Raw genomic sequence first — 26,992 nt, forward strand, 5'->3', positions numbered from 1 at the left:
TCCGACTCCGTTTTACTAGCTATACTAAACGGTATATCTGTCTAGCTCATCTGGACCAGGACCTTTCCGTCGACGCGCTTTGCAGCCTGCCGGACGGCCGTGTCAGCGTTTTCGAGGTCGAACGTCGACGTAATCAGCGGCAGGTTATCGAGTTGGCCACTGGCCATCAGCCGAATCGTTCGCGGGAACACCTGTTGTCCGGTGTGACCCTCGGAGCCGTACAGTTGAGCGCTGCTACCCTGATACTTCCGAAGAGCGATGTCGGGGTCCGACCCCGCGTTGCTGATGTGGACGACGTTCGCGCGCTCTGCTAGGGTGTCCTCGATGACGGGATAGGTTTGAGCGACGGCGCCGCTCGTCTCGACGTGGACGTCTGCACCCTCGCCGTGGGTCACCTCGCGGACTGTCTCGACCGGGTCGACCTCGATGGGGTTGTAGACGTGTTCGAACCCGAGGTCGTGCGCTATCTTCCGGCGCTGGTCGGACGGTTCGAAGGCGATGACCTTCCCCGCTCCGGCCGCACGAGAGACGTTCATCCCGGTGAGGCCGATTGGGCCGGCCCCATGGTAGACGTGGTAGTCGCCGGGCCAGATGCCTTCGGCCCGCCCGAACAGGCCGTAATAGGTAATCGTGCTGGGTTCGATTGTCGCTGCCGCCCGGAAGAGGTCGTCCTCGTCGTCGTAGGCTCGTTCGAGCGACGAGACGCTCCAGAGAATCTTCTCCGGGACGGTGACGTACTCGGCGAACGCGCCGTCCATCGTGAACCCGATCTGTTCGAAATTCGCACAGTGGCCGTGGAAGCCCTGCCGACACATCTGACAGCGACCACAGTAGTCTGTCACCTCGGCTGTGACAGGTTCACCGGGCTCGAAGAGGTCGGCTTCGTCGCCGGTCTCGACGACTTCGCCGGAGAACTCGTGGCCGGTGACCGACGGGAACTTCGTGTACGCCGAGTAATGCATGTAGCCGTCGTCGTCGGTCTCTATCATCGAGACGTCGCTCCCACAGATACCGGTGTACTTGACGCGGACCAGTACCTCGTCGTCAGAAGGTTCCGGTCGCGTTCGTTCTTCGACGGACAGTTCGGGGTCTCGCCAGACCTGCGAGGAGTTCATCGCGCGGTGACGCTCCTGCTCATCGTCCGACAGGTCGTAGTCGGAACGGGGACTCCACTCTGCGTCGAGTACGAGTGCTCGCATGATTGGCACAGAACACCTATCAGAATATAACTGTAGGGGGTCAGGTCGCCGTCGGTGGGCGTCGTCTCCCTCGGTTCCGCTCAGAACGTCTGCCACCCGCCGTCGACGTACACCATCTCACCGGTGACGTAGTCGGCCTGTTCGCTGGCCAGAAAGAGCACCGTCGGTGCGATGTCCTCTGGGTAGCCCGGTCGGTCGAGTGGAATCGGCTTCGTGAGGTCACCGGCCGCGACGGACTCCTCTTTCTCGTCAGCGCCCGCGCCGAACTCGGTTGCGATGTGGCCCGGAGCAACGGCGTTGACACGCACGCCGTGGTCGGCAAGTTCGAGCGCTGCACCACGGGTAATCATGCGAATGGCCCCCTTCGTGGAGTCGTAGGGAATCTGGTCCGCCTGTGCGTGCGTCGAACTTATCGAGGCCGTGTTGACGATGACCCCACCCTCGCCGCGGTCGCGCATGTCGGCTGCGGCCGCCTGCGTCCCGAAGAACACGCCGTTCGTGTTGGTGCCGTGGATTTTCTCGAAGGTGTCCCGGTCGACCGAGAAGAGGTCGCCGCGGGTGAACCACCCCGCGTTGTTCACCATCACGTCGACGCCGCCGTACTCACGGGCTGCCTTGACTACGCTCGCGATTGCGTCCGGTTCCGAAACGTCGGTTTCGGCGTACTCGGCCGTGCCGCCCTCAGCTCCGATGACCTCGTGTGTCGGTCGGTCGGCGTCGGCGTCCTTCGGGTCGGGGTCGATGTCGGCGTTCAACACCGTGGCCCCCGCATCACCGAACGCGAGTGCGATTGCCCGACCGATGCCGGAACTGCCGCCAGTGACGATAACGGTCTCTCCCTCGAAGTCGAAGCTGGTGCGACCCATATCCCACCCTACAGTTCGGTCCAAATAAATGGGCCGGTTCACCCTGTCCGTGCGTAACATCTATGTAGTTCGGTGTAGACGTTCTCCATGCATGACGAGCAAGCAAGAGCAGTCGCCAGCGCCGACTGCCGTACCCGACACCGTACAGAACTACGTCGGTGGCGAGTGGGTCACAGTCAAGGGTGACGACGGCCAACCGGTCGTCAATCCGGCCACGAACGAGACACTAGCGGACGTGACGTTCTCGGACCGGTCGGCCGTCGACGATGCCATCCAGACGGCCGACGAGGCCTTTGAGGAGTGGCGCGCCACTTCGCCCGTCGACCGCGTGCAGTACCTATTCGACCTCAAGCAGGAACTCGAAGATAGACAGGAGGACATCGCGCAGGCACTCACGCGCGAACACGGCAAGACGCTCGGGGAGGCCCGCGGCGAGATCCGCCGCGGTATCGAGAACGTCGAGGTGGCGGCCGGCATCCCCAACATGCTCCGAGAGGGAAGCGGCAACGTAGAAGGCATCGCCCCGAACATGGACGAACACGCCGTCCGCCAGCCACTGGGCGTCTTCACCGCCATCACACCGTTCAACTTCCCCGCGATGATTCCCCTGTGGTTCCTGCCCTACGCCGTCGCGACGGGCAACACCTTCGTCCTCAAGCCCAGCGAAAAGGTGCCGCTCAGTTCGCAACTCATCTTCGAGGCCGTCGACGCCGCTGGCTTCCCCGACGGCGTCGTCAACCTCGTCAACGGCGGTGTCGACACAGTCAACACGCTACTGGAACACGAGGACGTGGCCGGCGTCTCCTTCGTCGGTTCGACGCCCGTCGCCCAACACATCTACGAGACGGCCGCCCAGCACGGCAAGCGCGTGCAGGCACAGGGCGGTGCGAAGAACTACGCCGTCGTCACGCCGGATGTCGAACTCGAAGACGCCGTCCCCAACATCATCGGCTCCGTCTACGGCAACGCCGGTCAACGCTGTCTCGCCAACGACGTCGTCGTCGGCGTCGGCGACGTCTACGACGACCTGCGCGAGGAGATTCTCGACGACGTCGACGACCTCACCGTCGGCAACGGCCTCGAAGAGGACACCGACGTCGGACCGCTCATCACCGGCGAGTCCGCGGAGCGCGTCGTCGGGATGATAGAGGACGCCGTCGAGGAAGGTGCCGACCTCGTCGTGGACGGCCGTGATTTCGAGCATCCCGAGTACCCCGACGGGAACTTCCTCGGCCCGACGCTCCTCGAAAACGTCACCACCGACATGGACATCACCCAGACCGAAATCTTCGGCCCGGTGATGGCGCTGGCAGAGGCCGAGGACTTAGACGAGGCCATCGAGATGGTCAACAGCACCGAGTACGGCAACGCGTCCTCGCTGTACACCGAGAACGGTGCCGAGGCCCGCAAGTACCGGTACGAGGTCGACGCGGGCAACATCGGCATCAACGTCGGCGTCTGCGCGCCGATGGGCTTCTTCCACTTCGGCGGCCGGAAGGGCTCGTTCTTCGGTGACCTCCACGCACAGGGCGAGGACGCCGTGAATTTTTACACCGACAAGACCATCGAGATTCAGCGCTGGTACAGCAACGCCTGAAATCCCGCGGCCTCAGCTCTAATTTCGAGTCGCTCGACGTCCGTTTTCGACGTACCGCTCTCGGGAGGAGTCACATCTCGAAGCAGCCGTTTCGAAAGGGGCAGATGTGGCGTAAAAAAGCCCGAGAGGGGGCGTCGAAGCGGTGTGCGTACGTCGGCGGCGTCGGCCGGCTCAGTCGGACGAGGCGGGAATCTCTTCTTCGAGGGCCGCGGCGTAGTCGTCTATCGCACGGTCGACGCTGTCCATCAACAGAGCGATATCCTTCCCCGCGATGAGGAAGTCGAACCCCTGTTCCAACCGGGCCTCGATGGCGTCTAGGTCGACAGTGAGCGTCCCGACCGGGACGCCGGCGCGGTCGCTCGCGTCGATAATCCGCTGGATGGCGTCGCCGAACTCCGCGGAGTCCCACTCGGCGAACATGCCCAACGCGCCCGAGAGGTCGGCCGGGCCGACGAACAGCGCGTCGATGCCGTCGACGCTGGCTATCTCCTCGGCGTTCTCGAGTCCCTCCTCGGTCTCTATCTGTGCGATGGTGAGGATAGAACCGTTGGCGTTTGCCACGTACTCTTCGAAGTTCCTGCCATAGCCCGTCGCCCGGCTTCCGGCGATACCGCGTATCCCCTCGGGGGGATATCGAATGGATTCGACGAGCGTCCGAGCCTCCTCGGCGGAGTTTATCATCGGCACCATCACGCCGGCGACGCCGATGTCTACCACCCGCTTCAGACGGACCGGATCGTTCCACGGAACGCGGACGACCGTGTCTGTTCCGCTGCTCGCGGCGTCGACCCCGCGGGCCATGTTTTCGACTGTCTCCATCGACATCGTCGTGTGTTCCATATCGACCAAGACGAAGTCCAGGTCTAGCTGCGCCACGCCTTCGGCGACTTTCGGGTGGCCGATAGAGAGCCACGTTCCGAGTGGGTGTCCGCCTGTATCGATTGCGTCCTTGATGTTGGTCATAGCTGTGTTTCGGCTGGCCAGTAGCGCCGTGACTGGGGATGGCCCGGCGTCGACTGACGTTCTATCAACTAGCTCTACGCGGAGGCACAAAAATATGCAGGCTTCTCTCAAGGTGGTCGCTCCGAGGGTCACTCGGGTGCCGTATCGCTGGTGCCACCGGAAAATATAACAGGACGAGTGCTGATACTCCAGTTGATGCGATTCGGTATCACGGCATCCCGTGACTTCAGCCTCTACCGCACGGCTGTGGCCGAGTCGCCGGCTGGAACCTACGTCGACGGCAGACCGGCCGACCGACACCGCTAGCCGATTTCCGAGACACAACCATGTACGAAGACTTCGCTTCCAAACTCGCAGCGACCATGTGGGCCGACTTCGATGAAACGCCCCGTCGGGCGACCGGCCCCACACCAGAGATAACCGATCTAGACACGGTGGTCATCGACGGGAACTTCCCGTGGACCATCGTCACTGTGGAGACGAGCGAGGGCGTCACCGGCATCGGCGAGGCCTACCCCTCGCCCGGCGTCCATGAGATAATAACCGACTATCTGCGACCCGTGCTCGTCGGTGAGAACCCAACCGACGTGGAACGGCTCTACAACCTGATGCGGGGAAGCCTTTCCGGGCGTGGTTCACAGGAGGGCGTCGGTACCATCGCAATCAGTGGCGTCGAAATCGCCCTGTGGGACGCCGCCGGAAAACTCCTCGACCAGCCAGTGTACCAGTTGCTGGGCGGAAAGACACGCGAGGAAGTGACCGTCTACGCGGACTGCCACGCCGGCGAGGCGATGGTCGAATCAGCCGAGGAAGGCCAGGAGGAGTCCACCTACGAACCGGCGGCGTACGCGCAGGCCGCACGCGCGGCCGTCGACGACGGCTTCGACGTCGTGAAGTTCGACCTCGACGTGCCGTCGGGCCGGGAGATCGACACGCTCTCGCGGCACTTCGACCCGCCCGAAATCGAGCACAAGCGGCAGGTCGTCGAGGCCGTCACCGAGGAGATCGGCCACGACGCCGAGGTGGCCGTCGACCTCCACTGGAACTTCAGTCCGGAGACGGCCGAGCGCCTCTGTCGCACGCTCGAACCGTACGACCTCGCGTGGATAGAGGACCCGATGCCCCCGGAGAACACTGACGCGATGCGCGAGTTGAAACGCCGCGTCGACGCGACCATCCTGACCGGCGAGAACCGCTACGGGCGTCACGGCTTCCGTGACCTCATCGAGGACCAAGCCGTCGACTTCCTCGCGCCGGACGTCCCGAAGACCGGCGGCATCGCCGAGACGAAGAAGATAGCCGACATGGCCGAGGCCTACTACCAAGCCCTGATTCCGCACAACATCGGCAGTCCGGTCGCCACCGCCGCGACGGCCCACGTCGGCGCGACGGTGCCGAATTTCGTCGCCTTAGAGTACCACGCCCGCGAGGTGCCATGGTGGGAGGACCTGCTCGTCCGCGAGGAGGACTTCATCCAGAACGGCCGCATTCGGGTGCCGGACGCCCCCGGACTGGGCATCGAACTCGACTGGGACGTGGTCGAAGCCCACCGGAAGGAGTAGCAGCGTCTCTGCTCGTAGCCGACTTCGTCTCATCTCCAGTACACGTTCGAGGTCGTCAGCAGCAGTGGCTTTGACCGCAAATCACCATCTATAGGGGCTGAACGGCCCCATCTGAACAGAATATTGATAACGGTTCTTTCTGAACGTGAGCGTATGCCACGGCTGAACGGTAGTGAAATCATCGGACAGTATCTGGAGAAAGAGTGCGTCGAGTATCTCGTTGGGATTCCCGGCCACGGGAGTACACTGATGATAGACGCGTTCAACGACTCCGACGTCAAGGTCTTTCAACCGTGGCACGAACAGGGAGCGACCCACATCGCGGACGGGTCACGCCCACGCGAACGGGGACCCCATCGTGGTGTACACCTCCATCGGGCCGGGTGCGACCAACACCGTCACAGGCGCGGCGACGGCGTTCGTCGACTCCGTCCCGATGGGCATCGTCACGGACTAACCACAGACCCACGAGTACGGACAGGGCATCCTCTAGGAGATAGAGCGCAAGCGCCCGGCCGACTTCCCGAATGTGATGGAACCGGTGACCAAGCAGACGTTCCAGGTCCACGACGTCGAGCAACTGCCGCGCACACTCAGACGCGCGTTTCAGGAGGCCGTGACAGCCCGTCCGGGACCGGTCCACGTCGAGGCCCTCGAACACGTCCTGTTCTGTCCGGAGGTCGAACGCGCTCCCCGCAGTGACCCCGATAGTTCTGGGTCTGTGTATTTCGGTCATACCGCTGGAGCCACGTCGTCGAGCTACCCGAAAGTAATTTCCTATGCCGTCGGTCGCGTTCACGACGCTGCTGCTCGCCCGGCCAGCCAAGGTGAAGTGACTGCCGACCAGCACCATGACCCGCCCCCGGACCGATCTCCACCGCCGAAATGGGCCTCGAAACATTAGTTTCGGAATAAACAGTTGAACTCAACAGCATGATTTATTACGTAGGAAAGATAGAGTGGAGATGTGACTCGAGCTAGCAATGCGAGAACGGATAGTGGTAGCGACACGAACGACAGAGCTGAGCGATCAGCCACGTCACGACGGAAGTTCATCGGTGCGACAGCGGGCGTCGTGGCCCTATCCGGCCTCGCCGGTTGCGGGGGCGGTGACGGCGGCGGCGGTGGCTCCGACGGCGGGTCTACTGGATCCGGGTCGAATCAGACCGCACAGGAACTGTCTGTCGCGGCAGTCGAGGGGTCCGGTCGTCTGTTCAAGCGACTCGTCGACGAGTACGTCTCCGACGACACAGGCATCACGGTCAACGTCGAACTGTTCCCGTACGCGAACCTCTTCGAGAAGACGAACAGCGTCCTCTCGACGCAGGGCGACGCGTACGACATCGCGTTCATGGACGACCCATGGTTCCCGCAGTTCGCCGGGCACGTCGACCCGATTCAGCAGTGGCTCCCGGAGGACCTGCCGATGGACCAACTCATCGAGACCACCGTCGACATCGCGACGTGGCCTACGCCGGGCGCGCCGAACATCCCGTCGGCGGAAGGGATGGACGAGCAGATCCGGGGACAGGTCATCGTCGGCAACACGCAGTTGTTCGCCTACAACAGCGGGTTCTACGATCAGGTCGGCGCAGACGCCCCCGAAACGTGGGGCGATGTCTACGAGACCGGCCAGAAGATATCCCAGCAGATAGACGGCACGAACGGGTACATCATCCGCGGGAAGCGGGGGAACCCGGTGATGGCGAACTTCTTCGCCCTCGGTAACGCCATCGGCGGGACGATGTTCGACGACGACTGGCGATACAACTGGGCCGGTGAGAACGGGACGGAGGCCGTTCGGTTCTACACTGAAGACCTCAAATCCATCAGTCCGGACGGCGTCACCTCCTTCGACAGTGACGCGGTGCTCAACGGGTTAGCGAGCGGGTCCGCTGCGCAGGCTCCTGCATGGCCGTCGGCCGCGTCACTCCTGCTCGATTCCGAAGAGTCCGACCAGGCCGACAGCATTTCGTTCACCCCCATCCCGAAAGGCCACACCGGCGCGGAGCGACAGGCGCCGACCCAGGGGAACTGGATCATGGGTATCAACAGCTACATCGACGACTCGAAGAAGAGGGCTGCCGGCGAGGTCATCAGGTCGGCCATCTCGAAGGAAGCACAGAGCAAGTACGTCGAACTCGGCGGCGTGCCGTTCCGCCACGACACCTTCGAGGAGAACATGGACGCCCAGCCGTGGTTCCCGGCACTGTACGAGAGCCTCCAGACCGCACAGTACCGGCCGCGTACGCCGCTGTACTCCGAGTTCGGTATCGGACACGGCGAACTTCTCAACGCCGCGCTCGCCGGCGACCTGTCGCCGAGCGAGATGACCCAAGAGGCGAAAAGCCAAGTCGAAGGCATCCTCTCGAACGCCAACTACTACGAGTGAAACAGTCACCTATGGAACGCGATTCACGACCAACCCCGACGTTCTCCGGTGCCCGTGACGTAGGCACCCCACCACGGGCAGGAGAGGATACCGATGGCAACTGACACGGATAGTGAGACAGTCACCCCGGATGTCGCGCAGTTCAGTACGGATACGTCTAGCCGCGAGGAGGCGCTACTGTGGGTCGACGACCATCTGAAGTGGTTGATGACGATTCCCGCGGTGCTTATCCTGTTCTCGTTGACGTTTTACCCGTTACTTCGGGCGCTGCAGTTCTCGACGCAGTCGTATCTGCCGACCGGAACGGTGTTCGTCGGCGTCGAGAACTACGTGCAACTGCTCAGCGACGGGGCGTTCCTCAACTCGCTGGTCGTTACGGCGAAGTTCGTCGGCATCGCCGTCGGAGTCGAGTTCATCCTGGGATTCGCTATGGCGTTGGTGCTGAACAAGAAGATCAAAGTCCGAGGTCTCTGGCAGACGTTGATACTCATTCCGATGATTCTGTCGCCGACGGTTATCGGACTGATCTGGCGGCTTATGTACGCACCAAACGGTCTGCTGGACTTCATCGCCGCGCCGCTGACCGGTGGGGCGAACGTCGGTTGGATCAGCGAGACGAGCGTCGCGCTGTACTCTGTCATCCTCACCGACATCTGGCAGTGGACGCCCCTAGTGGTGCTGGTGCTGTTCGCTGGACTACAGTCGGTTCCGGACGACATCAGCGAGGCGGCGGTCATGGACGGCGCGTCTCGACGACAGCGCTTCATGCACATCACGCTGCCGTACCTCAAGTCGCTGATCGTGTTGATTCTGATCATCCGGCTGGTGGACGCCCTCCGCGTGTTCGCGAAGGTGTTCATCCTCACCCGCGGCGGCCCGTCCGACGCGACGAACGTGATCAGCATGGAGATGTACCGGACCGCGTTCCGGTTCAACAACTTCGGCGAAGCCTCTGCGATGGCCGTCTCGCTCCTCGTGCTGGTGTTGATACTGGCCATGAGCTTCGTCAATATCGCTAACGTGGAGTTCGGATCATGACGACGAAACAAGACACCTCGGTCGATGCGATGCCCTACACGGAGCCGTCAGGGCTCGAAAAGATACACGAACGCCTCACGGAGACCGGACTCACGAAAGCCGGCGTCTACGGTGCTCTCGCACTCTTTCTGGTCTGGACACTGTTCCCAGTCTACTGGCTGGTGACGGCCACGCTGAAGACGCGCGAGACACTACTGTCGTTCCCGCCGCAGTGGATACCGCTAGACGCGCAGTTCGGCAACTACGCGCGATTGTTCGCAGAACGGCCCGAGTTCGTGACGTTCATCACGAACAGCGTCATCGTCACTGTCGTCACGACGATCGTTGCGACGACCATCGGCGCGATGGCCGCCTACGCGTTCGTGACCTTCGATTACCCCTACAATCTGGACTTCCACCTGCCGTTTTACATCCTGTCGACGCGGTTCATGCCGCCTATCGTCACGATAATTCCCCTGTTCGTCATCTTCCGCGGGTTCGGGTTAGTGAACACGCTCCGGGGACTCATCCTCGTCTACACGATGTTCAACATCCCGTTCGCGGTGTGGATGATGAAGGGGTTCTTCGAGGAGGTGCCAGAGAGTCTCATCGAGTCCGCGATGATCGACGGGCACACACACCTCGGCGCGTTCTTCAAAATCGTGCTGCCACTCGTGAAGCCCGGCCTCATCGCGTCGGCCATCTTCACGACGATAATCACGTGGAACGAACTGCTGTTCGCCGTGATTCTCGCACAGAGTTCGCAGGCGATTACCGTTCCCGTGGGACTTGCCTCGTTCGTCACGAAGTTCTCGGTGCAGTGGATCAACATGAGTGTCGCGGCGACGATAGCCCTCGCTCCCGTCTTGCTGTTCGCGTTCATGGCGCGACAGCAGCTCGTCAGAGGGTTCAGCATGGGGGCGGTCGGCAAATGAGCGCACACCGACGCTCACAGTCGAACGGTCGTGCCGGAGCGCCGGCATCGAATCGAGTCACTGCGGCAACGGAGAGTGACAAGCAATGGTAACTGTCGAATACGAATCAGTCAAGAAGGCGTACGGCGAAACGATAGCAATCGAAGACATCGACCTCGAGGTCGACGACGGCGAGTTCACGATACTGCTGGGTCCGAGCGGGTGCGGCAAGACGACCACGCTCCGGTGTCTGGCCGGACTCACGGAACCCACCTCGGGGACGATTACGCTCGACGGTCACGACGTGACCAACGTACATCCGAAGAACCGGAACATCGCGATGGTGTTCCAGAACTTCGCGTTGTACCCCCACATGACCGTCCGTGAGAACATCGGCTACCCGCTGAAGGTCGCCGACGTCGGCAAAGAGGAACGTGAGAACCGCATCGAACAGGTCGCGGAGACGCTGGAGATTCCGGAACTGCTCGACCGGGACATCGCCAACCTCAGCGGTGGGCAACAGCAGCGCGTCGCGCTGGGTCGGGCAATCATCCGTCGTCCGGCGGTGTTCCTGATGGACGAGCCGCTCGCGAACCTTGACGCGAAGCTCAAAATCAGCATGCGCAGCCGCATCAAGGTGCTCCAGCGGGAGATGGATATCACGACGCTTTACGTCACCCACGACCAGGAGGAGGCGATGTCACTCGGTGACAAGCTCGTCGTTATGGACAAGGGCCATATCCAACAGATAGGGACCCCCGACGAGGTGTACCACCAGCCGGTGAACCAGTTCGTCGCCGGGTTCATCGGGTCGCCGTCGATGAACTTCGTCGAGGTCAGCCATTCTGACGGACAGATTCAAGCCGAGAACGCGCCGGAAGACTTCGACGTGACGCTCGACGACGCCGTCGTGAAGCGATACAGCGGCACCGACGAGATGACGCTCGGCGTCCGCCCGCAGTACTTCAGCATCCACACCGAGGAGACGGCCAACGCGGTGGAGGCCGAAGTCGAAGTGACCGAACCACAGGGAGACGAACAGATAGTCGAAGTGGCTGCTGGCGACGTGAGCTTGACCGTCGTCGCGCCGAGCACCATCGACACGACGCGTGGCGACACAGTCTGGCTCACGCTGGAGGACGAACTCGTCCACGGCTTCGACCCCGAGACCGGAGACAGAATCGGCGACCCCGAAGAGATGGTCGCGACGACGCGCGCTTCCTCGTCGGCGGGGTCGCAGTCTTAACCGAACGATTCGATTACCACTCGTCCCGTCTAGGCTCAGCGGAAGCCGTCACTTCTCAAAGGAGACGACCGTCTTAATCGTCTCGTCGCCGTCGAGCAACGCGTCCTCAACCTCCTCAACGGCGTAGATGCCGCTGACGAGGTCGTCGAGAACGGCCGTGGGCACTGTCTGCAACCACTCGACCGCGGCCTCGAAGTGGGGTCGGCGCGAGTTCACGACACCGAGGACACCTTTGTTGTTGACGACGAGGTCCGAGTGGAAGCCGCCACCTTCTACCTCGAACGTGCTATCGCCCGGTATCCCCTGGAGGGTCACGATGCCGTTGGGGCCGAGCGCACCTACTGCGTCGATAGCGTGCCGTGGATAGCCGGTCGTCTCGAAGACGAAGTCCGCCGGTTCGTAGACATCGGGGAACTCAGGTAGTTCGGTCTCCCGCGAGTCGACGTACGTCGCTCCGACCGACTCGACGAACTCGATGGTCGGGTCAGGTCGGTCGCGGCGACCGAGACAGTACGTCCGGTCGAACTCCTCGCCCGTCGAGAGGCGGGCGATGGCCAGCAACCCGAGGTTGCCGTTGCCGAGGACGAACGCAGTTTCCGGGCGCCAGTCGAACCCCGACCGGGCCGCGAACGACTGGTCGAGGGCTTTCTCCGCGATGCTCGCTGGTTCGACGAAGATGCCGTAGTCGGCGAGCGAGTCGGGCACCGGAACGAGGTATTCGGGATCGGCGGTGAAGTACTCCGCCATGTAGCCGTGTGCGCCCGTGATGCCGCACTCGGAGAACGTTCCGGGGGGTGCCATGTCGAGTTCGCCCGTCTCGGCGAACCGCGACGTCTCGTCTGTCGGCCGGCGCACCATCGGGACCACCACGTCGCCCGTTTCGAAGTCGCTACCGTTCGGGTCTTCGACGACGCCTACCGCCTCGTGACCGATTACGAGGTGGTCGGCGCCGTCCGGAGGGTCACCGCCAATGTCGCCGGCGACGATTCGCCTGTCCGACCCATCGATACCGACTCGACGCGTTCGGACGAGCACTTCGTCGTCCGAGGGGACGGGATCGGCCGCTTCGATGACACGCAGTTCCGGGCCGTCCGGATAGAGTGCTACGGCTTGCATTGATACAACAAATCGATGCACCCACACGTATAAATCTCTACCTCTCGGTCGGTCGTTCCGCGGCCTCTGAGAGGGAGTTCGGCCCGTTCTCCGCTCGCTCAGTCGTCCGTCTGGGGCGTCTCCCCGCGGTACGTCCGGAACAGGTCGACGATGACTTGCAGGTCGTCTCGCGCCTCCGCGAACGTCGTTCGGACCGGGGCCTCACCCTCGGTGCAGTCGAGGAAGTACTCCAGTTCCCGCTTGAACGGTTCCTCGTACGACGGCGTCTCCACGGTGTCGGTCAGTTCCTCGGTGCCCTCTTTGATGCGGAGTTCGGTGGGCGTGTTCTTGATGAACGGGTTCGAGAAGTCGACCGTAACCATCCCCTCCGGCGAATCGACGCGGACGAACTCCTCGAACCACTTCCGGTCGGAGTCGCCGGTCTCCAGAATGCACTCGACGCCGTCCTCGTAAGTTAGGTGTGCCGTCGCGTAACGGCCGTCGGCGAAGACGTTCACGTGGTCGATAGACTCGACGTCGCCGAACAGGCCTCTGAGCGCGTTCACGTCGTGACAGACGTGTTCGAGTTGGAAGTCGTAGGCGTCGACGAGCGTCTCGTCGTCCGTACCGATGGCTTGCTCGATGTCTGTCTGCCGTTTGGCGCCACTCTCTTCGATGACCGATTCGGGCGGCGACCCGGGGACCAAGTCGTACACCTCCTCGACGATTCGGAAGTGGTCGGGGTCGACGTCGTAAGCGGTGACGAGGTCGATTTCGTCCAACTCGTCGACGACCGTTTGGGCTCGCTCGTAGGACGGATCGTATCGTTTCATGTAGGCGACCATCGCCGTCGCGTCGCTCGCTTCGGCCGCTTCGACCATCCGGTCTGCGTCCTCGGGCGTCGCTGCTAACGGTTTCTCGACCAGCGTGTGGATATCCGCATCGAGCGTGTCTACCGTGACGTCCGCGTGCGTGTGCGATGGTGTGAGGACCACTACGGCGTCGAGTTCGTCACCGACGTCGGCGAGGAGTTCCTCGTGTGCCCGGTAAACGTTCGGGACGTTGTATCGTTCCGCGAGCGTCGCCGCTCTGTCCTCCGCAGGGTCGACGAAGGCGTGCAACTCCGCGTCCGACAACTCGGCGAGGTAGGGGATGTGCATGACCTGTGCGACGAGGCCGCAACCAATGATTCCGAATCGCATCATCTCAGATTCTCTGTCGTGCTGTTTATAGCTTCTGGTGGCCGCACCTCGTCCGGCGGTCGAGTCACCCGGCGCCACTCGTGGAGAAAGATTGAAGCGGAGCCACAGAGACGTTCCAGTCGATAGACCGACACCGAGTCCGACAGAGAGACAATCATGAGTGGAACCCGATACCGACACGATGACCCACGTATCGAGGGGCCGAACGATATCCGCGACGAACCGGGCTGCCAGACCAGACAGAGGCGTCGATGATCGTCGGACTCAGCTCGGCGCTCGCACTACTCGCCTCGGTCTTCGCGGGTCTGCAGGCCGTCAGCGTCGAGTACGGGCTGTCGAACGGGGAGTACGAGGACGGAAGGTCGCCTGCACTTGCGGCCGCGTTCCTCAGCATCCTCGTCAGTGTCGTCGTCTTCTGGACCCTGCTACTCGTCCGTGGTGTCTCCTTCGCTTCGCTGACGGTCGAGTCGGCCGCACCGTTCGTCGTGGCGGGCCTCGCGAATCCGGCGGTGTTCCGGCTGCTGTACTTCCAGAGCATCGACCACATCGGTGCCCGTATCTCGGCAGCCATCGTCAGTGCCAACCCCGCCGTCGCCGCAATACTGGCTGTGCCGCTGTTCAGCGAGCCGCTTACCGTGCTCTCAGGTGTCGGTCTCCTGTGTATCGTCGGCGGCAGCGTAGTGTTGCAGGTGTCGTCAACCGCCGGCGAGTCGCACGACGACCTCCTCGTAGAAGAACTCGCGCGGGTCGGTCTCACGGATCTGGTTCGCCCAGTCGCAGCGATGCTACTGCTCGGCTGTTCGTTTGTTCTCGTGAAGGTAGGTCTGAACGGCTACGGCGACACGCTGGTCGGCACCGCTCTCGGACAGACGTCGGCGCTCGTCGCGTTCGGACTCCTGTTTGGCGTCTCTCGCACGTCTCGGCGTCAGGCCGGAATCCGAGATCGACTGGCACTCGCCGCGTTCACCCTCGCCGGCGTCTTCGTCGCGGGCAACTGGCTGGCCTGGTTCTCGGCGTTACAACTCGGTACCGTCGTCACCGTCGTCCCGCTCTCGAACGTCTATCCGCTGGTCGTCGTCGCGCTCTCGTACGCCATGGTGCGACGAGTGCCGAAGTCGCCGCGCGTGCTGGTCGGCATAACTGCCATCGTCGCCGGTGCGACGCTGATGCAGTTGGCCTGAGACTCTGTGTAGTGTCCTCGGCGGCGACCGAAGCGACGTCTCACTCGGCGATGATACCTTGCCAGTAGTCGTAGTTCTCCATCGCGTGGACCAGCGGCTTCTCCGTCTGGTTCTCGATTTCGATGGTGTAGTGACCGTCGTAGCCGGCCGACTCTAACGCCTCGTAAACACCAGCGAAGTCGAGGACCCCCTCGCCCAAATCGGTGAACGAGCGGAAGTAGTTGATGACGTTATCGAGGTGGAAGTCCCCCTCAGTGAGGCTGTCCCGGACATCGGCGAACCCGGTCGGCGGCGCCACGTCCTTGAGGTGAACGTAGGCGATGTCGTCGGCGAACCGCTCGACGCCGTCGGTCACGTCACCGTCGGGGAAGTGCTCTCCGTAGGGGTAGTAATGCGCAGTGTCCCAGAGTAGTTCGAGATCGTCGACGGCGTCGAGCAATCGGCGTGTCTCGGCCGCGCTCTCGACGTGGGTCGCACCGTGGTGGTGGACCAGCGGCGTCACGTCCGCGTCAGTCGCCGCCCCGGCGAGTCGGGTGAACCACTGCTGGACCGTCTCGTCGTCCTGTCGCCCTCGTTGGGGCGGCAGGAAGCCGACGAACTCGGCGCCGAGGTCGGCGAGCATCGGCAGGTCGTCGGCGACCCGGCCAACGGCCGCCTCGTCTTCGAGCCACTCGCTCATAACACAGTAGAGGTCGAGGTCGTTCTCCGCGAGTAGCCGTTCGACGGTGTCGGGACCAGTCTTCCGAATCTTCTCGAGTCCTATCTCGGCGCCGTCGTACCGGCAGGCCGCGATGTCACGGAGTCCACGGTCGATATCCGCCGCATCGTACATCATGGTCGTGTATCCTACGCCCATACACCAGTTGGGTGCGTGTGGCGACAAATAGGTTCGGGTGGCCCCGAGGACAACCTACCAACGCATCCAGTCCGGGTCCTCACAGCGGTGGGTCCGCTCGATGGCGTCGATACTGTCGATGTCCTCGTCGTCAAGGTCCACAGAGAGCGCCTCGAAGTTGTCCCGAAGGTGATCGACCGAACTCGTCCGGGGGATAGCGGCCACACCGTCCTTCGAGAGTAGCCACGCGAGGCTCACGACTGCCTCGGAGACGCCGTGCTTCTCGGCGACCACCGAGATGGCGTCCACGTCGAAGACTGCACCCTGTGCCAGCGGCGAGTATGCGACCAACTGCGTGTCGGTGTTGGCGAGGAACGCTCGGAGTTCGTCCTGCTGGAGCAGTGGGTGCATCTCCACCTGTAGGGCATCGATGTGAACGTCAACGAGGTCCCACGCGAGTTCCATGTCAGCTATCGTGTAGTTGCTCACGCCGAGGTGGTCGACGACGCCGTCTTCGACGTACTCTTCGAGAATCGGCAGGACGGTCTCGATGTCGTCCTGGCTCCGAGGCCAGTGGTGATACAGCAGGTCTACGCGGTCGAGTCCTAACCGCTCGAAACTCTCCTGGACGGCTCGGTGGACGTAGGACTCGCTCTTCTCGGGTTCCTCGAAGTGCGCGACTTTCGTGGCCACGAAGAGGTCGTCCCTGTCGACGCCGCTATCTGCGATGGCCTCGCCGACCTCTCGCTCGTTCTCGTAGAGTCGCGCCGTGTCGAGATGGCGGTAGCCGACGTCGAGTGCCGCCGCGATGGTCTCAGTTCCTGATTCATCCGTGAGTGAGTACGTTCCGAGGCCTAGCTGCGTTTGCTGGTCGAACACGTCCGACAGTTCACAGGCAGGGATTAAATCTGTGACGGAGAAGGCAGTCACCCGGTCGGGATTAGACGCAGAGGTGGCTAGGAGACCGTCAGCGGTCCGTGACCGACCGAAGGTGGTCCATGTTCTCTTTGGCGTGGACCAGCGGGTGGTTACGCTCGTTCTCTATCTCGATGGTCAGGTACCCGTCGTAGTCGACGTCGTCGAGGGTCGCCACGGCCTCGCCGAAGTCGATGACGCCGCGACCGAGGTCGGTGAACGCCCAGACGCAGTTGATGATGCTGTCGTAGTCCTTCTTCCCCTCGGTGAGATTCTGGATGTGATACTCGAATTCGGCTGGCGGGTCGATATCCTTCAGATGGACGTACGCGATGTCGTCGGCGAACCGCTCGATGCCCTCGCCGACCGACTCGCCGTATGGGTAGTAGTGTGCCGTATCGAATAGGAGCTCCAGATTGTCAGGCCCTTCGTCTAACCAGTAGCGTATCTCCTCGGGTTGTTCGACGTGCGCCCCGAAGTGGTGGTGGACGACGGGAGTGACGCCAGCTTCGGCCGCTGCTTCGCAGATGTCCTCCAGCCACTCGGCGAACGTCTCGTCGTCGACAACCCCTCGGGGCGGCGGCAGGATGCCGAGGAACGTCGACCCGAGGTCGCCGGCGAGTGCCGCGCCGTCGACGGCGCGCTGCCGGTCTTCCTCGGTGTTCAGCCATCCCGCCATCACGCAAAACAGGTCTATGTCGTACTCGTCGAGGAGGGATCCGAGCGTATCGGCCCCCAGCGCCTCCACTTTCTCTAACCCGATTTCGACGCCGTCGTATCGGCAGGCCGCAAAATCGCTGATGCCCGTTGTTGCCACTGATTCGGAGTCGTACATGATAGTGGTGTATCCGACATTCATACATAGAGGACAATTCATGCGACAGTCATAATTCTACCGCTGGAACGACGACGGCACCTCCAAGTGGAATCAAAAGTAATCGTTCGTGAGTTGCGAACGCTGTCCATCATATTGGATAACATCCGTACCCGTGTTATACAGATGGGTTGGTCAATCTATGGCGAAGTCGGACCACCAGTGCGGTCATCTACTGCATAGAAACACTTGCATCCGGAACGTCGTTGGACCTAGCTGCCATCGAAAGGTGAATCGTATCTCGAGAGTTTCGTTCGTCTCGTACAAACGTGTTCATGGTATGTTTTCACTTGACAGTCAGATAGGACTGCTGTTCCGACGGGTTGCTGTCGAGGGGTACCGAGCGACTTAGGACGCTCAACCTTCGTACGGAGAGATCCCGAGAACTCCGACTATCGGCCATGACACCCCACGCAAAGAACAGGGTTTCGCAATCCACAGCCACTCCCGTGGAGTAGGCTTTGTGGCTGGGTTCTCTTTGCATATGCGTCGTTAGCCAAGCAGTCGGCGACGATAGCCGAACTACCGTTCGGTCCACGCGAACCGGCGATACCTCTGGCACCACCGACACACTGGACACTCACCACGGTGGTCGTCGACCAGATCGGGGCCAGCCACCACCGCCCACCGTGGAGAGTGCGTTGCAGGTCTTCGAAATTGCTAAAGATGGCCACCATCAGCGCAGTCGGATATGGTTAACCGAGATCGTGGAACCGTGGAAACGAGAGGACCAGTATCTACGGCGGAGAAAATGCCGGCGCTCACGACGCCGAGGAAATTTCCGTCGATACCTTCGGCAGGGCCCAGCGAAAGTCCTCGATACGGGATTACATGTCGGTGGATGAAGAATGTGATAAGGGTTATACGTGATATTAAGACTTGGCCGGACATGTAGGCTGAACCTCGTCCTGTCGACACGCGCATCGGTCGTGTGACCGTGGCCCACCACCAGCTTTTATATATCGATAGTCGGTATCGGTGGTAAATGCCAGTAGCTTGGTTAAGTGCGGTTAGTACCAGCGACGTCGATAGCGCCGGTGGCAAAGGGGCCTCGCTCGGCGAGTTGCGTGATGCGGGCCTCCCAGTTCCCCCCGCGTTCGTCGTCACCGCCGACACGTACCGGACGTTCATCGAAGAGGCCGGAATCGCCGAAGATCTGTTCGAGGCCGTCGACGTCGACAGCGAGGATTCGGCAGCCCTCGCCGAAGCCGAACAGCGAGCCCGCGAACTCATCGTGGACACTAACATCCCCGAGCGGGTCGAGTCCTCTATTCTGGCCGCGTACGACGACTTCGACGGAGACCCGTTCGTCGCCGTCCGTTCGTCGGCGACAGCAGAGGACTTACCCGACGCCTCTTTCGCCGGGCAACAGGAGACGTTCCTCAACGTCGACCGGGAAGACCTGCTGGATCGGATCAAGCGGTGCTGGGCGTCGCTGTTCACTCAGCGTGCGATTTACTACCGCAACGAGCAGGGGTTCGCCCACGAGGACGTTGACATAGCCGTCGTCGTCCAGCGGATGGTCGACGCCGAGAAGTCCGGCGTCATGTTCACTCGCCACCCCTCCACGGGTGACCCTGAGATTACCGTCGAAGCCGCTTGGGGTCTCGGCGAAGCCGTCGTCTCCGGTGCCGTCTCACCCGACAACTACACCTACGACCGAAAGGCTGAGTCCGTCGAGACGGTCACCGTCGCAACGAAGAAGACCAAGCACGTTCGGGACGACGAGACAGGCGAGACTGTGGAGCGAACGGTCGCCGACGACCGGCAGGACGAACGCGTACTCGACGAGGGAGAACTGGCAGAGCTACACTCGCTCGGGGAACTGATCGAAGACCACTACGAGCAACCACAGGACGTGGAGTGGGCTATCACTGAGGGGAACGTCTATCTTCTCCAGTCCCGCCCGATAACCACCATCGACGACAACGTCGACGAGTCCCGCAACGGCCACGGTAATACTGTCGACGACGCATCGGACGACAGCGACGTTCTCGTCGACGGACTCGGCGCGAGTCCCGGGACAGTGACCGGAACAGCCCGCATCGTCGGAACGCTCGACCAACTCGACAAGGTCAATCAAGGCGACATCATCGTCACGGAGATGACGACGCCCGACATGGTCCCAGCGATGAAACGCGCCGGCGCACTCGTCACCGACGAAGGTGGGATGACCAGTCACGCGGCGATCGTCTCGCGTGAACTCGGCGTCCCGGCCGTCATCGGGTCGGAGACGGCAACCTCGACACTCACCGACGACCAGATAGTCTCGGTCGACGGCGACCGTGGCGTGGTCGTCGACGGCCACCGAGAGCCATCGACAGACGACGGATCCGAGGCCCAATCGAGCGCCGTCACTGACCAATCGGGCGGAGGTAACAAACCGATGACGGCGACGGATATCAAAGTAAACGTCTCGATTCCGGAGGCCGCCGAGCGCGCGGCCGCGACGGGCGCAGACGGTGTCGGCTTGCTCCGCATGGAACACATGGTCCTCTCGACGAACAAGACGCCTCAGCAGTACGTCGCTGACCACGGCGAGGAGGCGTTCGTGAACACGCTCACGGACTCCATGCGAACCGTCGCAGAGGCGTTTTACCCCCGGCCGGTCCGCGTGCGGACGCTCGACGCACCCTCCGACGAGTTCCGGCAACTGGAAGGCGGCGAGGACGAACCGAGCGAGCACAATCCAATGCTGGGGTATCGCGGCATCCGTCGGTCTCTGGACGACCCTGAAACGTTCAAACTTCAGTTGCGAGCTTTCCGGAAACTGTACGAGATGGGCTACGATAGCCTCGAACTGATGCTCCCGTTGGTCAACGACGCCGAAGACGTCCACCGAGCGAAGTCGTTGATGCGAGAGGCCGGCATCGACCCGGCGAAACGCGATTGGGGCGTGATGGTCGAGACGCCCGCGAGTGCGCTGTGCATCGAGGACCTCTGTGAGACGGGGCTAGACTTCGTCTCGTTCGGCACGAACGACCTCACGCAGTACACGCTAGCTGTCGACCGGAACAACGGTACGGTCGCGGACCGCTACGACGAACTCCATCCGGCCGTGATGCGGTTGCTCCACGACGTCATCGAGACGTGCCGCGAGTACGATGTCGCGACGAGTATCTGTGGCCAGGCGGCGTCGAAGCCTCGCATGATTCAGGAACTGGTCGATACGGGTATCACATCCATCAGCGTCAACGTCGACGCCGTCCAAAACGCCCAGAAGGAAGCTAAACGCGTCGAACAACGGCTCATTCTCGAATCGGTTCGAGACTGAGGCGGTTCAGTCGGCTCGACGATCGGACGAGAAGGTTCTGTTCGGATAAAAGCGGTACTTCAGATAATAAATTCCGTCTGGAATTGTTTTATTGTGGTTCGAACTCTTCTGAATATCGGTTTCACCAGTCGTATTTATATCCACACAAATCAAGAAGTCGAAAGACCGTTAAACAAATAAAGAGAGGATATCTATAGATAGATAGCCACTACAACATCCAGAATATTTACATTAACCGTTTTTGTTTCCACATCTCACAAATAAGAGAGTGGATTTGACATATCGAGGTAGTTTGGACGCTAAAGAACAGTATTGGGGTGTTTTTGCGCTTTTCTGCCCACAACTACAGTGAAGACCCACTCACAGCTGGGGCTCGCGCACCGATCAACAGCCAACACTCTATCCCGGTAGCCATGTGACGACACTACACAGTTGGTTTTGGTGACGCGCTCGGCTTAGTTCACTGGGTGCAGTACTCGATTGCGTCGCGAACTGCGCCCTTCTGCCCAATAAACGTGATGTGGTCGCCGTCGTATAAGACATCATCAGCGTGTGGAACCCGGCTTTCACCGTCTCGATTGATGAGTGCGATGTAACAATCGTCTGGGAGTTCGTGCCCGATATCGGCGACGGTCTTCCCAGCAATCCCCTCACCGGTCAGTTCAATCTCCTGAACGTCCCCAATTCGGTCCATCTCTGTCATCCAGTGAGCAATTCCAGGCCGCTCGATGAAGTTGTCCATCGACCACGCCACCGACATACCAGTGGGCACTGCCTCGACGTCGAGGTCTTCGAACGCGTCAACGTTGGCTGGTTGGTTCACCCGGGCGATGACTGTCTCGACGTCGAAACGATTCTTCGCTAGTTGAGCGACGAGGAGATTCACATCGTCGTTACCGGTCGCTGGAGCGATCACTTTCGCCTTGTGCGCGCCGGCAGCCTCAAGTACATCGACGTCTGTCCCGTCGCCATGTCTCACTGTAAAGCCTGCTCTGCGAGCGTCCTCGACAACCTGGCTGTTATTGTCGATGACGACTACCTCTTCACCGCGGTCTTCGAGTCGTTCGGCGAGCGCCCGTCCGACCCGGCCACCACCGATTACCAGAACCCGCATGGGGATTACGTCCAGCGCCTCGGCTATATGTCGTGCGAATCCCCCTTGGAAGACGACTGTCGCCAGAATAACGAGGAACACGGTCCCGACGAGCGTGGATGCCGCCTCGGCATTTGTCGCCTGCAGGTCGAGCGCAAAGAGCGTGGCCACACTCGCTGGGATGATACCACGTGGGCCGATAGCGCCGATGAACAGTCGCTCCCGGAGGCTGAATCGACCACCTGTCGTACACAGTAATACGAGCGCGGGTCGGACGACGAGAGTAACTGCACCGACCACGAGCAACCCACCGAGTCCGAGCGCAAGCAAGTCGCGGACCGACAGGAGCGCTGCCAGAACGATAAAGACGAACGCCAGTACCAGCAGCGTGACGTCGCCTTTGAACTGCTCGATCTCTTCTCGGTACGGGATATCTGCATTGCCGAGGACGAATCCGCCAGTTGCGACAGCGGCGATCCCTGCCTCAGAGGCACCGACCTGTGCCGCGATCAACTCCGCGATGCCGTACGAGCCCAGAGCCGCGATAAGGACGATGAGTCGAGCGTTCTGTGGGGCGTTCTCTGCTGAAAGGTCCACGTGCCGCAGGACGTACCAGACCACACCGGCGACGGTGACGCCGACCCCGATGCCAATGCCGAACCGGAGCGCGAACTCGGAGACAAGCGTGAGGATGCTGTGGTCTTCCAGGACGACGTATTCGAACGTAACGATGGCTAGGATGGCCGCCGTGACGTCGTTGGCTACACCTTCGGTTTCGAGTGTTGTCGAAACGCGCTCGCGGACGGCGACGACATTCATGATGGGTGTGATAACTGTCGGACCTGTTGCAACCAGTAACGCGCTGATGAGAAACGCTATACCCCACGTCGTGCCGAGTGCATATCGAACGACCAGCGCCGTTCCGACCAGCGAGATGAGCGCACCTACGGTAACGAGTCGGATCGACTCGAACGGGGCCTGTCGAAGACGATCGATGTGCAGATGGAATGCGCCTTCGAAAACGATGATCGCTACACTGAGGCCGACGATTGCTGGTAGGGCCTGCCCGAACGCCTGTGGGTTAATCACGCCTAGTCCCTCGGGACCGACAGCAACACCCGCGAGAATGAGGAACAACACGCTCGGGACAGCGAGCTTATCTGCGAGTACCTGAGCGGCCACACCGAGCCCCATGACGGTGACGACCAGAACGATCGTATCTGTCGCAGCAGTCACTGGGAGTCTCGTGTCTGTTTTTCTCTGCCGGGTACAATTCAGTTTCTACTTTTCACCCAGTTATACTGGAGAATTTTTTCATGACGGGGATTGAATATCCATACTGAGCGACTCACCAAAACACTGCATCACAGAGAGTTAGTGGCCGATTCGCGCGCTGTATGCAGCAATGCTTTTTCGAACTACTCAGTCGATGTCAGTAATCAGCACGGTGGATTTTACTGCCACTCTACGATGTACCAACTGCACAGTGAGTTTGCTTATTGCCTCCTCAGACCGGTATTAGCAGCGGGCCGCCACCAGTGTCACATCTGCGTGGTTGCTGTCGAGGCCACTGAAAATCACTGTCCAATCGGCCACGCGACAACGGTTTGATCGGTGTCTCAATCGAAACTATCGTGGCTGACGTTCACAATCAACATATAGGACGAATTAGTTCCGGAGTCGCTGGATTCGCTTCTCCGTGGGCGGATGCGTCGAAAACAGTCGTTCGAACATCCCCTTGTCGGCGTTGAAGATACAGAGGGCGTTCATGCTGTCCTCTACAGTCGACTCACGACCCTCCGCACCACGAGAGATTTTTTCGAGGGCGCGGGCCAGTGGCTCCCCAGTTCCGATGGCTTGCCTAGCGTCTGCATCAGCGACGTACTCACGGTACCGTGAGATGGCGAGAACAAACACCATCACGAGCGCGTTTGCCACCGAGGAGGCAACCATCGCCAAAATCCACGACCCGATGTTACGCTCACCGCCAAACAGCACCGCGAAATACGCGACGTAGCCCACTAGCATCCCGATAGACTGCCCGATGACCATGGTAATCACGTCCCGGTTTTTGATGTGAGCCAGTTCGTGAGCGACCACACCTTCGAGTTCGTCGTCGTCTAACAGTTGCATCAACTCAGTCGAGACGACGACGACTCCGGCACCTTTCCGCCCGACAGCAAAGGCGTTGGGGACGCCCATATCCATCGTCATGAGCCGGGGTTCGTCGATACCCATATCGCGGCAGAGCCGCCGGACCATCTGGTGGACGTAGCCAAACCGCTGGTCGTCGGGCATATCCTTGGCTTTCCGGAGCGCCAGCCACTTCCCGAGTTTGTACTGGATAGCCGGAACGACGAGAATACCGACCAGTAATACCGGTATCAGTGGCAGTCCCAAAAGTACCGACAGCGCAGTCCCGGCGAAGATATAGAACGCGAACAGGATTGCACCAACGACGAGCATCCGTAGTTGCAGGCCAAAATCTGTCATGGGGGTTTCTACTATGTCTGTCGGTAAAACCCCCTTGAACCAGTCTCGCGGCCAGTCCATTGACCCGAGAGGGTTATTCAGAGCATCGTAGACCAGGTGTCAAAAACACAGCAGACGGTCAGCACGGAGCGCGCATTCATTACGTCATCGCGATGACTCTGGCCCTCTGTCTGTTGCTCCGATTGCTGAAAGACGCTGATGGACTCTGAGCAGTCGATCGACTTATCGAGTGATTCGGGGTCCCGCTGCTTTGCGAAAATGGTGACTGATACTCGCACTGTATGCAGCAGCGACTCTTCCACCCGCAGAACGTCTATCAGGACCAGTGTGACCGATACAGAGAATGGATACGGCAGCGGCTCACCGAGCTACCGGGGTGCTGTCAGGAGTCGGATGCCGACAACGGGGACGTCTGTACACGAGTGGAGCGGCCGCCTGCGTGACGGCGAGGCTGAAGCGGTCCTACTCGGTGATGTCGGTCCTCTCCGGCAGTTCGGGGCCGACGACCGCGGTTCGCAGGTCTACAACGCTCTGTCTAAGTCGACGAGAACTACCCTTTCAGGCGGGCGCCGACGACGGAGAGGTGGAACGGACGGGATCACCCGGCAGGGTCGGCGTGGGATTCCCGGAGTTCGACCTTGCGGATTTTGCCAGTGGATGTTTCGGGGAGGTCCTCGACGAACTCGACGACGGTCGGACACTTGAAGTGCGCGAGGTTGTCGCGGGCGAACTCGATGACCCCGTCCTCGGAGAGGTCGGCGCCAGCGGCGGGCACGACGATCGCTTTGGGCGTCTCGCCCCATTTCTCGTGGGGGACGCCGATCACGGCGACGCGCTCGATGTCGGGGTGGTTATAGAGGGCGTCTTCGACCTCGACGCTAGAGATGTTCTCGCCGCCGCTGATGATAACGTCCTTCTTGCGGTCCTTGATCGAGATCATCCCGCGCTCGTCGATAGTGGCGAAGTCGCCGGTATGGAACCACCCGTCGACCCGGTCGGTGAAGGCCTCCCGGGTTCGCTCGGGTTTGTTCCAGTAGCGGTCCATGACCTGGTTGCCGCGGACGATTATCTCACCCATCGTCTCGTCGTCGGGCGGGACGTCATCGCCGTCCTCGTCGACGACGCGCAGCTCGGTCCCGAGCATGGCGTGGCCCTGTCTGGTCTTGATGGCGAGGCGACCCTCACTCTCGATTCGACGCGGCGAGTTGCTCGTCGTGATGAGCGGGCCGGTCTCGGTCAGCCCGTAGACGTGGAGGATGTTCCAGCCGAGTTCGTCCTCGACGGTCCGGATGGTGGCCTCGGGCGGCGGGCTGGCGGCGGTCGCGATCCTGACCGGCTTGTCACCGGTCGCCGGGACATCGTGGTCCTGGTAGTGGTCGACCATCGAGTTGAGAACCGTCGGCGCGCCACAGAGGTAGGTCACGTCGTGGGCCTGGATGCGCTCGAAGGCGCCCGCTGCGTCGAAGTGGCGCTGGCAGACGTGCGTCCCGCCGACGCCAGTGACGACGTAGGGGTAACCCCACCCGTTGACGTGGAACATCGGGAGCGTCCAGAGGTAGGCGTCGTCGTCGGTGACCTCGGTGTGGTGCGCGGTGATCAGCGCGTGCCAGTGTTCGGTGCGGTGGGTTCGGACCACGCCCTTCGGCTCGCCGGTCGTCCCGCTCGTGTAGTTGATCGTCGCGGGGTCGTCCTCGGAGATGTCGGGGCGCTCTGCCTCGTCGGGGTCAGCCGCTGCAAGGAGCGATTCGTAGTCGCGCCAGTCGCCGTCGACGCGGTCGGCCGGGTTGGCGACGAACGTCGTGGCGGGGACCTGGTCGCGGACCGCCTCGATCTTCTCGGCGTACTCGTAGTCGGCGACGACCGCCTGGGCCCCACAGTCGTCGAGAATGTACTCGTAGTCCTCGGCGATAAGCCGATAGTTGAGCGGAACCGAGATGGCCCCGAGGACGTTGATCGCGTACAGCGTCTCCAGAAACCAGTGTGTGTTCGGTGAGAGTAGTGCCACGCGGTCGCCCGCCTCGATGCCGAGATGCGCGAGCGCCGCCGCTGCGCGGTCGACCCGCTCGCCGAACTCGGCGTACGTGTACTCCGTGCCGTCGTGGGCAATCACGCCAACGGCGTCTCCGTAGACATCGACCCCTCTGTCGAGGAAGTCGAGCGTCGTCATCGGTCGGTGCATGGTGTGTCAAGACGTGACGGTATGACGTAAAGGTCTTTCTCCCGGACGACGCGAACACGCGACCTCCACGGGCGGTAAAGGGCGTTTCTGGGGTT

Annotated in this window: 20 protein-coding genes and 1 pseudogene; 10 read left to right on the plus strand and 11 right to left on the minus strand. The window is 61.5% G+C overall.

All coding sequences use genetic code 11. The features are described from left to right. Positions 1-41 precede the first annotated feature (41 nt). Both iolM and EGH21_RS18815 read right to left on the minus strand, forming a co-directional pair. Positions 42-1,199 carry a scyllo-inosose 3-dehydrogenase gene (gene iolM, locus EGH21_RS18810; protein ID WP_220619950.1) on the minus strand — a complete coding sequence of 386 codons (1,158 nt, stop codon included), beginning with the start codon at positions 1,197-1,199 and terminating at the stop codon, positions 42-44. 80 nt (positions 1,200-1,279) lie between these two features. Continuing rightward, entirely contained in the window at positions 1,280-2,065 is a 786-nt protein-coding gene (locus EGH21_RS18815) for an SDR family NAD(P)-dependent oxidoreductase (protein WP_220619951.1), read from the minus strand. Positions 2,066-2,156: 91 nt separating this feature from the next. On the opposite strand from EGH21_RS18815, the gene EGH21_RS18820 reads away from it, so the two are divergent. Beyond that, complete coding sequence (locus EGH21_RS18820) at positions 2,157-3,662, plus strand: CoA-acylating methylmalonate-semialdehyde dehydrogenase (protein ID WP_220619952.1); 1,506 nt, start codon at positions 2,157-2,159, stop codon at positions 3,660-3,662. A 171-nt stretch (positions 3,663-3,833) separates the two neighbouring features. On the opposite strand, the gene EGH21_RS18825 is transcribed toward EGH21_RS18820, so the two are convergent. Continuing rightward, positions 3,834-4,625, minus strand: a complete 792-nt coding sequence (locus tag EGH21_RS18825; protein WP_220619953.1) for an HpcH/HpaI aldolase family protein — start codon at positions 4,623-4,625, stop codon at positions 3,834-3,836. Positions 4,626-4,951: 326 nt separating this feature from the next. On the opposite strand from EGH21_RS18825, the gene EGH21_RS18830 reads away from it, so the two are divergent. From EGH21_RS18830 to EGH21_RS18855, 7 genes and pseudogenes are all read left to right on the plus strand, one after another. Beyond that, positions 4,952-6,187, plus strand: a complete 1,236-nt coding sequence (locus EGH21_RS18830) for a mandelate racemase/muconate lactonizing enzyme family protein (protein WP_220619954.1) — start codon at positions 4,952-4,954, stop codon at positions 6,185-6,187. 153 nt (positions 6,188-6,340) lie between these two features. Next, positions 6,341-6,454 (plus strand): annotated as a pseudogene (locus EGH21_RS24475) (hypothetical protein); the annotation flags it as partial. Positions 6,455-6,548: 94 nt separating this feature from the next. Continuing rightward, positions 6,549-6,644, plus strand: coding sequence for a hypothetical protein (locus EGH21_RS24610; protein WP_328765721.1), 96 nt, complete (start codon positions 6,549-6,551; stop codon positions 6,642-6,644). Between the two features lie 618 nt (positions 6,645-7,262). Then, complete coding sequence (locus EGH21_RS18840) at positions 7,263-8,579, plus strand: extracellular solute-binding protein (protein ID WP_220619955.1); 1,317 nt, start codon at positions 7,263-7,265, stop codon at positions 8,577-8,579. A gap of 93 nt (positions 8,580-8,672) precedes the next feature. Continuing rightward, positions 8,673-9,617, plus strand: a complete 945-nt coding sequence (locus tag EGH21_RS18845) for a carbohydrate ABC transporter permease (RefSeq protein WP_220619956.1) — start codon at positions 8,673-8,675, stop codon at positions 9,615-9,617. After that, a complete protein-coding gene (locus tag EGH21_RS18850; protein WP_220619957.1) occupies positions 9,614-10,531 on the plus strand; it encodes a carbohydrate ABC transporter permease in 918 nt (305 codons plus the stop codon). The genes EGH21_RS18845 and EGH21_RS18850 overlap by 4 nt, the downstream gene beginning before the upstream one ends. An 85-nt stretch (positions 10,532-10,616) precedes the next feature. Next, positions 10,617-11,756, plus strand: coding sequence for an ABC transporter ATP-binding protein (locus EGH21_RS18855; protein ID WP_220619958.1), 1,140 nt, complete (start codon positions 10,617-10,619; stop codon positions 11,754-11,756). 48 nt (positions 11,757-11,804) lie between these two features. On the opposite strand, the gene EGH21_RS18860 is transcribed toward EGH21_RS18855, so the two are convergent. Together EGH21_RS18860 and EGH21_RS18865 are read right to left on the minus strand one after the other, a co-directional pair. Further along, entirely contained in the window at positions 11,805-12,872 is a 1,068-nt protein-coding gene (locus tag EGH21_RS18860) for a glucose 1-dehydrogenase (protein WP_220619959.1), read from the minus strand. A 98-nt stretch (positions 12,873-12,970) separates the two neighbouring features. After that, positions 12,971-14,053, minus strand: a complete 1,083-nt coding sequence (locus tag EGH21_RS18865) for a Gfo/Idh/MocA family protein (protein WP_220619960.1) — start codon at positions 14,051-14,053, stop codon at positions 12,971-12,973. 251 nt (positions 14,054-14,304) lie between these two features. On the opposite strand from EGH21_RS18865, the gene EGH21_RS18870 reads away from it, so the two are divergent. After that, a complete protein-coding gene (locus EGH21_RS18870) occupies positions 14,305-15,234 on the plus strand; it encodes an EamA family transporter (protein WP_220619961.1) in 930 nt (309 codons plus the stop codon). 40 nt (positions 15,235-15,274) lie between these two features. Here EGH21_RS18870 and EGH21_RS18875 read toward each other — a convergent pair whose 3' ends face one another. The 3 genes from EGH21_RS18875 to EGH21_RS18885 all read right to left on the minus strand — a co-directional run bounded on the left by EGH21_RS18875 (position 15,275) and on the right by EGH21_RS18885 (position 17,843). Further along, the gene (locus EGH21_RS18875; protein WP_220619962.1) at positions 15,275-16,090 is read right to left on the minus strand and encodes a sugar phosphate isomerase/epimerase family protein; all 816 of its coding nucleotides are present in this window, start codon (positions 16,088-16,090) and stop codon (positions 15,275-15,277) included. Positions 16,091-16,144: 54 nt separating this feature from the next. Beyond that, a complete protein-coding gene (locus tag EGH21_RS18880; protein WP_220619963.1) occupies positions 16,145-16,948 on the minus strand; it encodes an aldo/keto reductase in 804 nt (267 codons plus the stop codon). Positions 16,949-17,036: 88 nt separating this feature from the next. After that, on the minus strand, positions 17,037-17,843 hold the full coding sequence (locus EGH21_RS18885) for a sugar phosphate isomerase/epimerase family protein (RefSeq protein WP_220619964.1): 807 nt from the start codon (positions 17,841-17,843) through the stop codon (positions 17,037-17,039). Between the two features lie 1,000 nt (positions 17,844-18,843). Between EGH21_RS18885 and ppsA the strand changes: the two genes are divergently transcribed. Further along, positions 18,844-21,132, plus strand: coding sequence for a phosphoenolpyruvate synthase (gene ppsA / locus EGH21_RS18890; RefSeq protein WP_220619965.1), 2,289 nt, complete (start codon positions 18,844-18,846; stop codon positions 21,130-21,132). Positions 21,133-21,592: 460 nt separating this feature from the next. Here the strand turns inward: ppsA and EGH21_RS18895 are convergent, their stop codons facing one another. From EGH21_RS18895 to EGH21_RS18905, 3 genes are all read right to left on the minus strand, one after another. Continuing rightward, positions 21,593-23,461 (minus strand): cation:proton antiporter domain-containing protein, encoded by a 1,869-nt coding sequence (locus tag EGH21_RS18895; RefSeq protein WP_220619966.1) that lies wholly within the window; start codon positions 23,459-23,461, stop codon positions 21,593-21,595. Positions 23,462-23,893: 432 nt separating this feature from the next. Then, positions 23,894-24,718: a M48 family metallopeptidase gene (locus EGH21_RS18900; RefSeq protein ID WP_220619967.1), complete on the minus strand. Its 825-nt coding sequence runs from the start codon at positions 24,716-24,718 to the stop codon at positions 23,894-23,896. A 598-nt stretch (positions 24,719-25,316) separates the two neighbouring features. Further along, on the minus strand, positions 25,317-26,897 hold the full coding sequence (locus tag EGH21_RS18905) for a long-chain-fatty-acid--CoA ligase (RefSeq protein ID WP_220619968.1): 1,581 nt from the start codon (positions 26,895-26,897) through the stop codon (positions 25,317-25,319). Positions 26,898-26,992 lie beyond the last annotated feature (95 nt).

It is taken from the genome of Haloarcula rubra, assembly GCF_019599465.1.
GTDB lineage: Archaea > Halobacteriota > Halobacteria > Halobacteriales > Haloarculaceae > Haloarcula > Haloarcula rubra.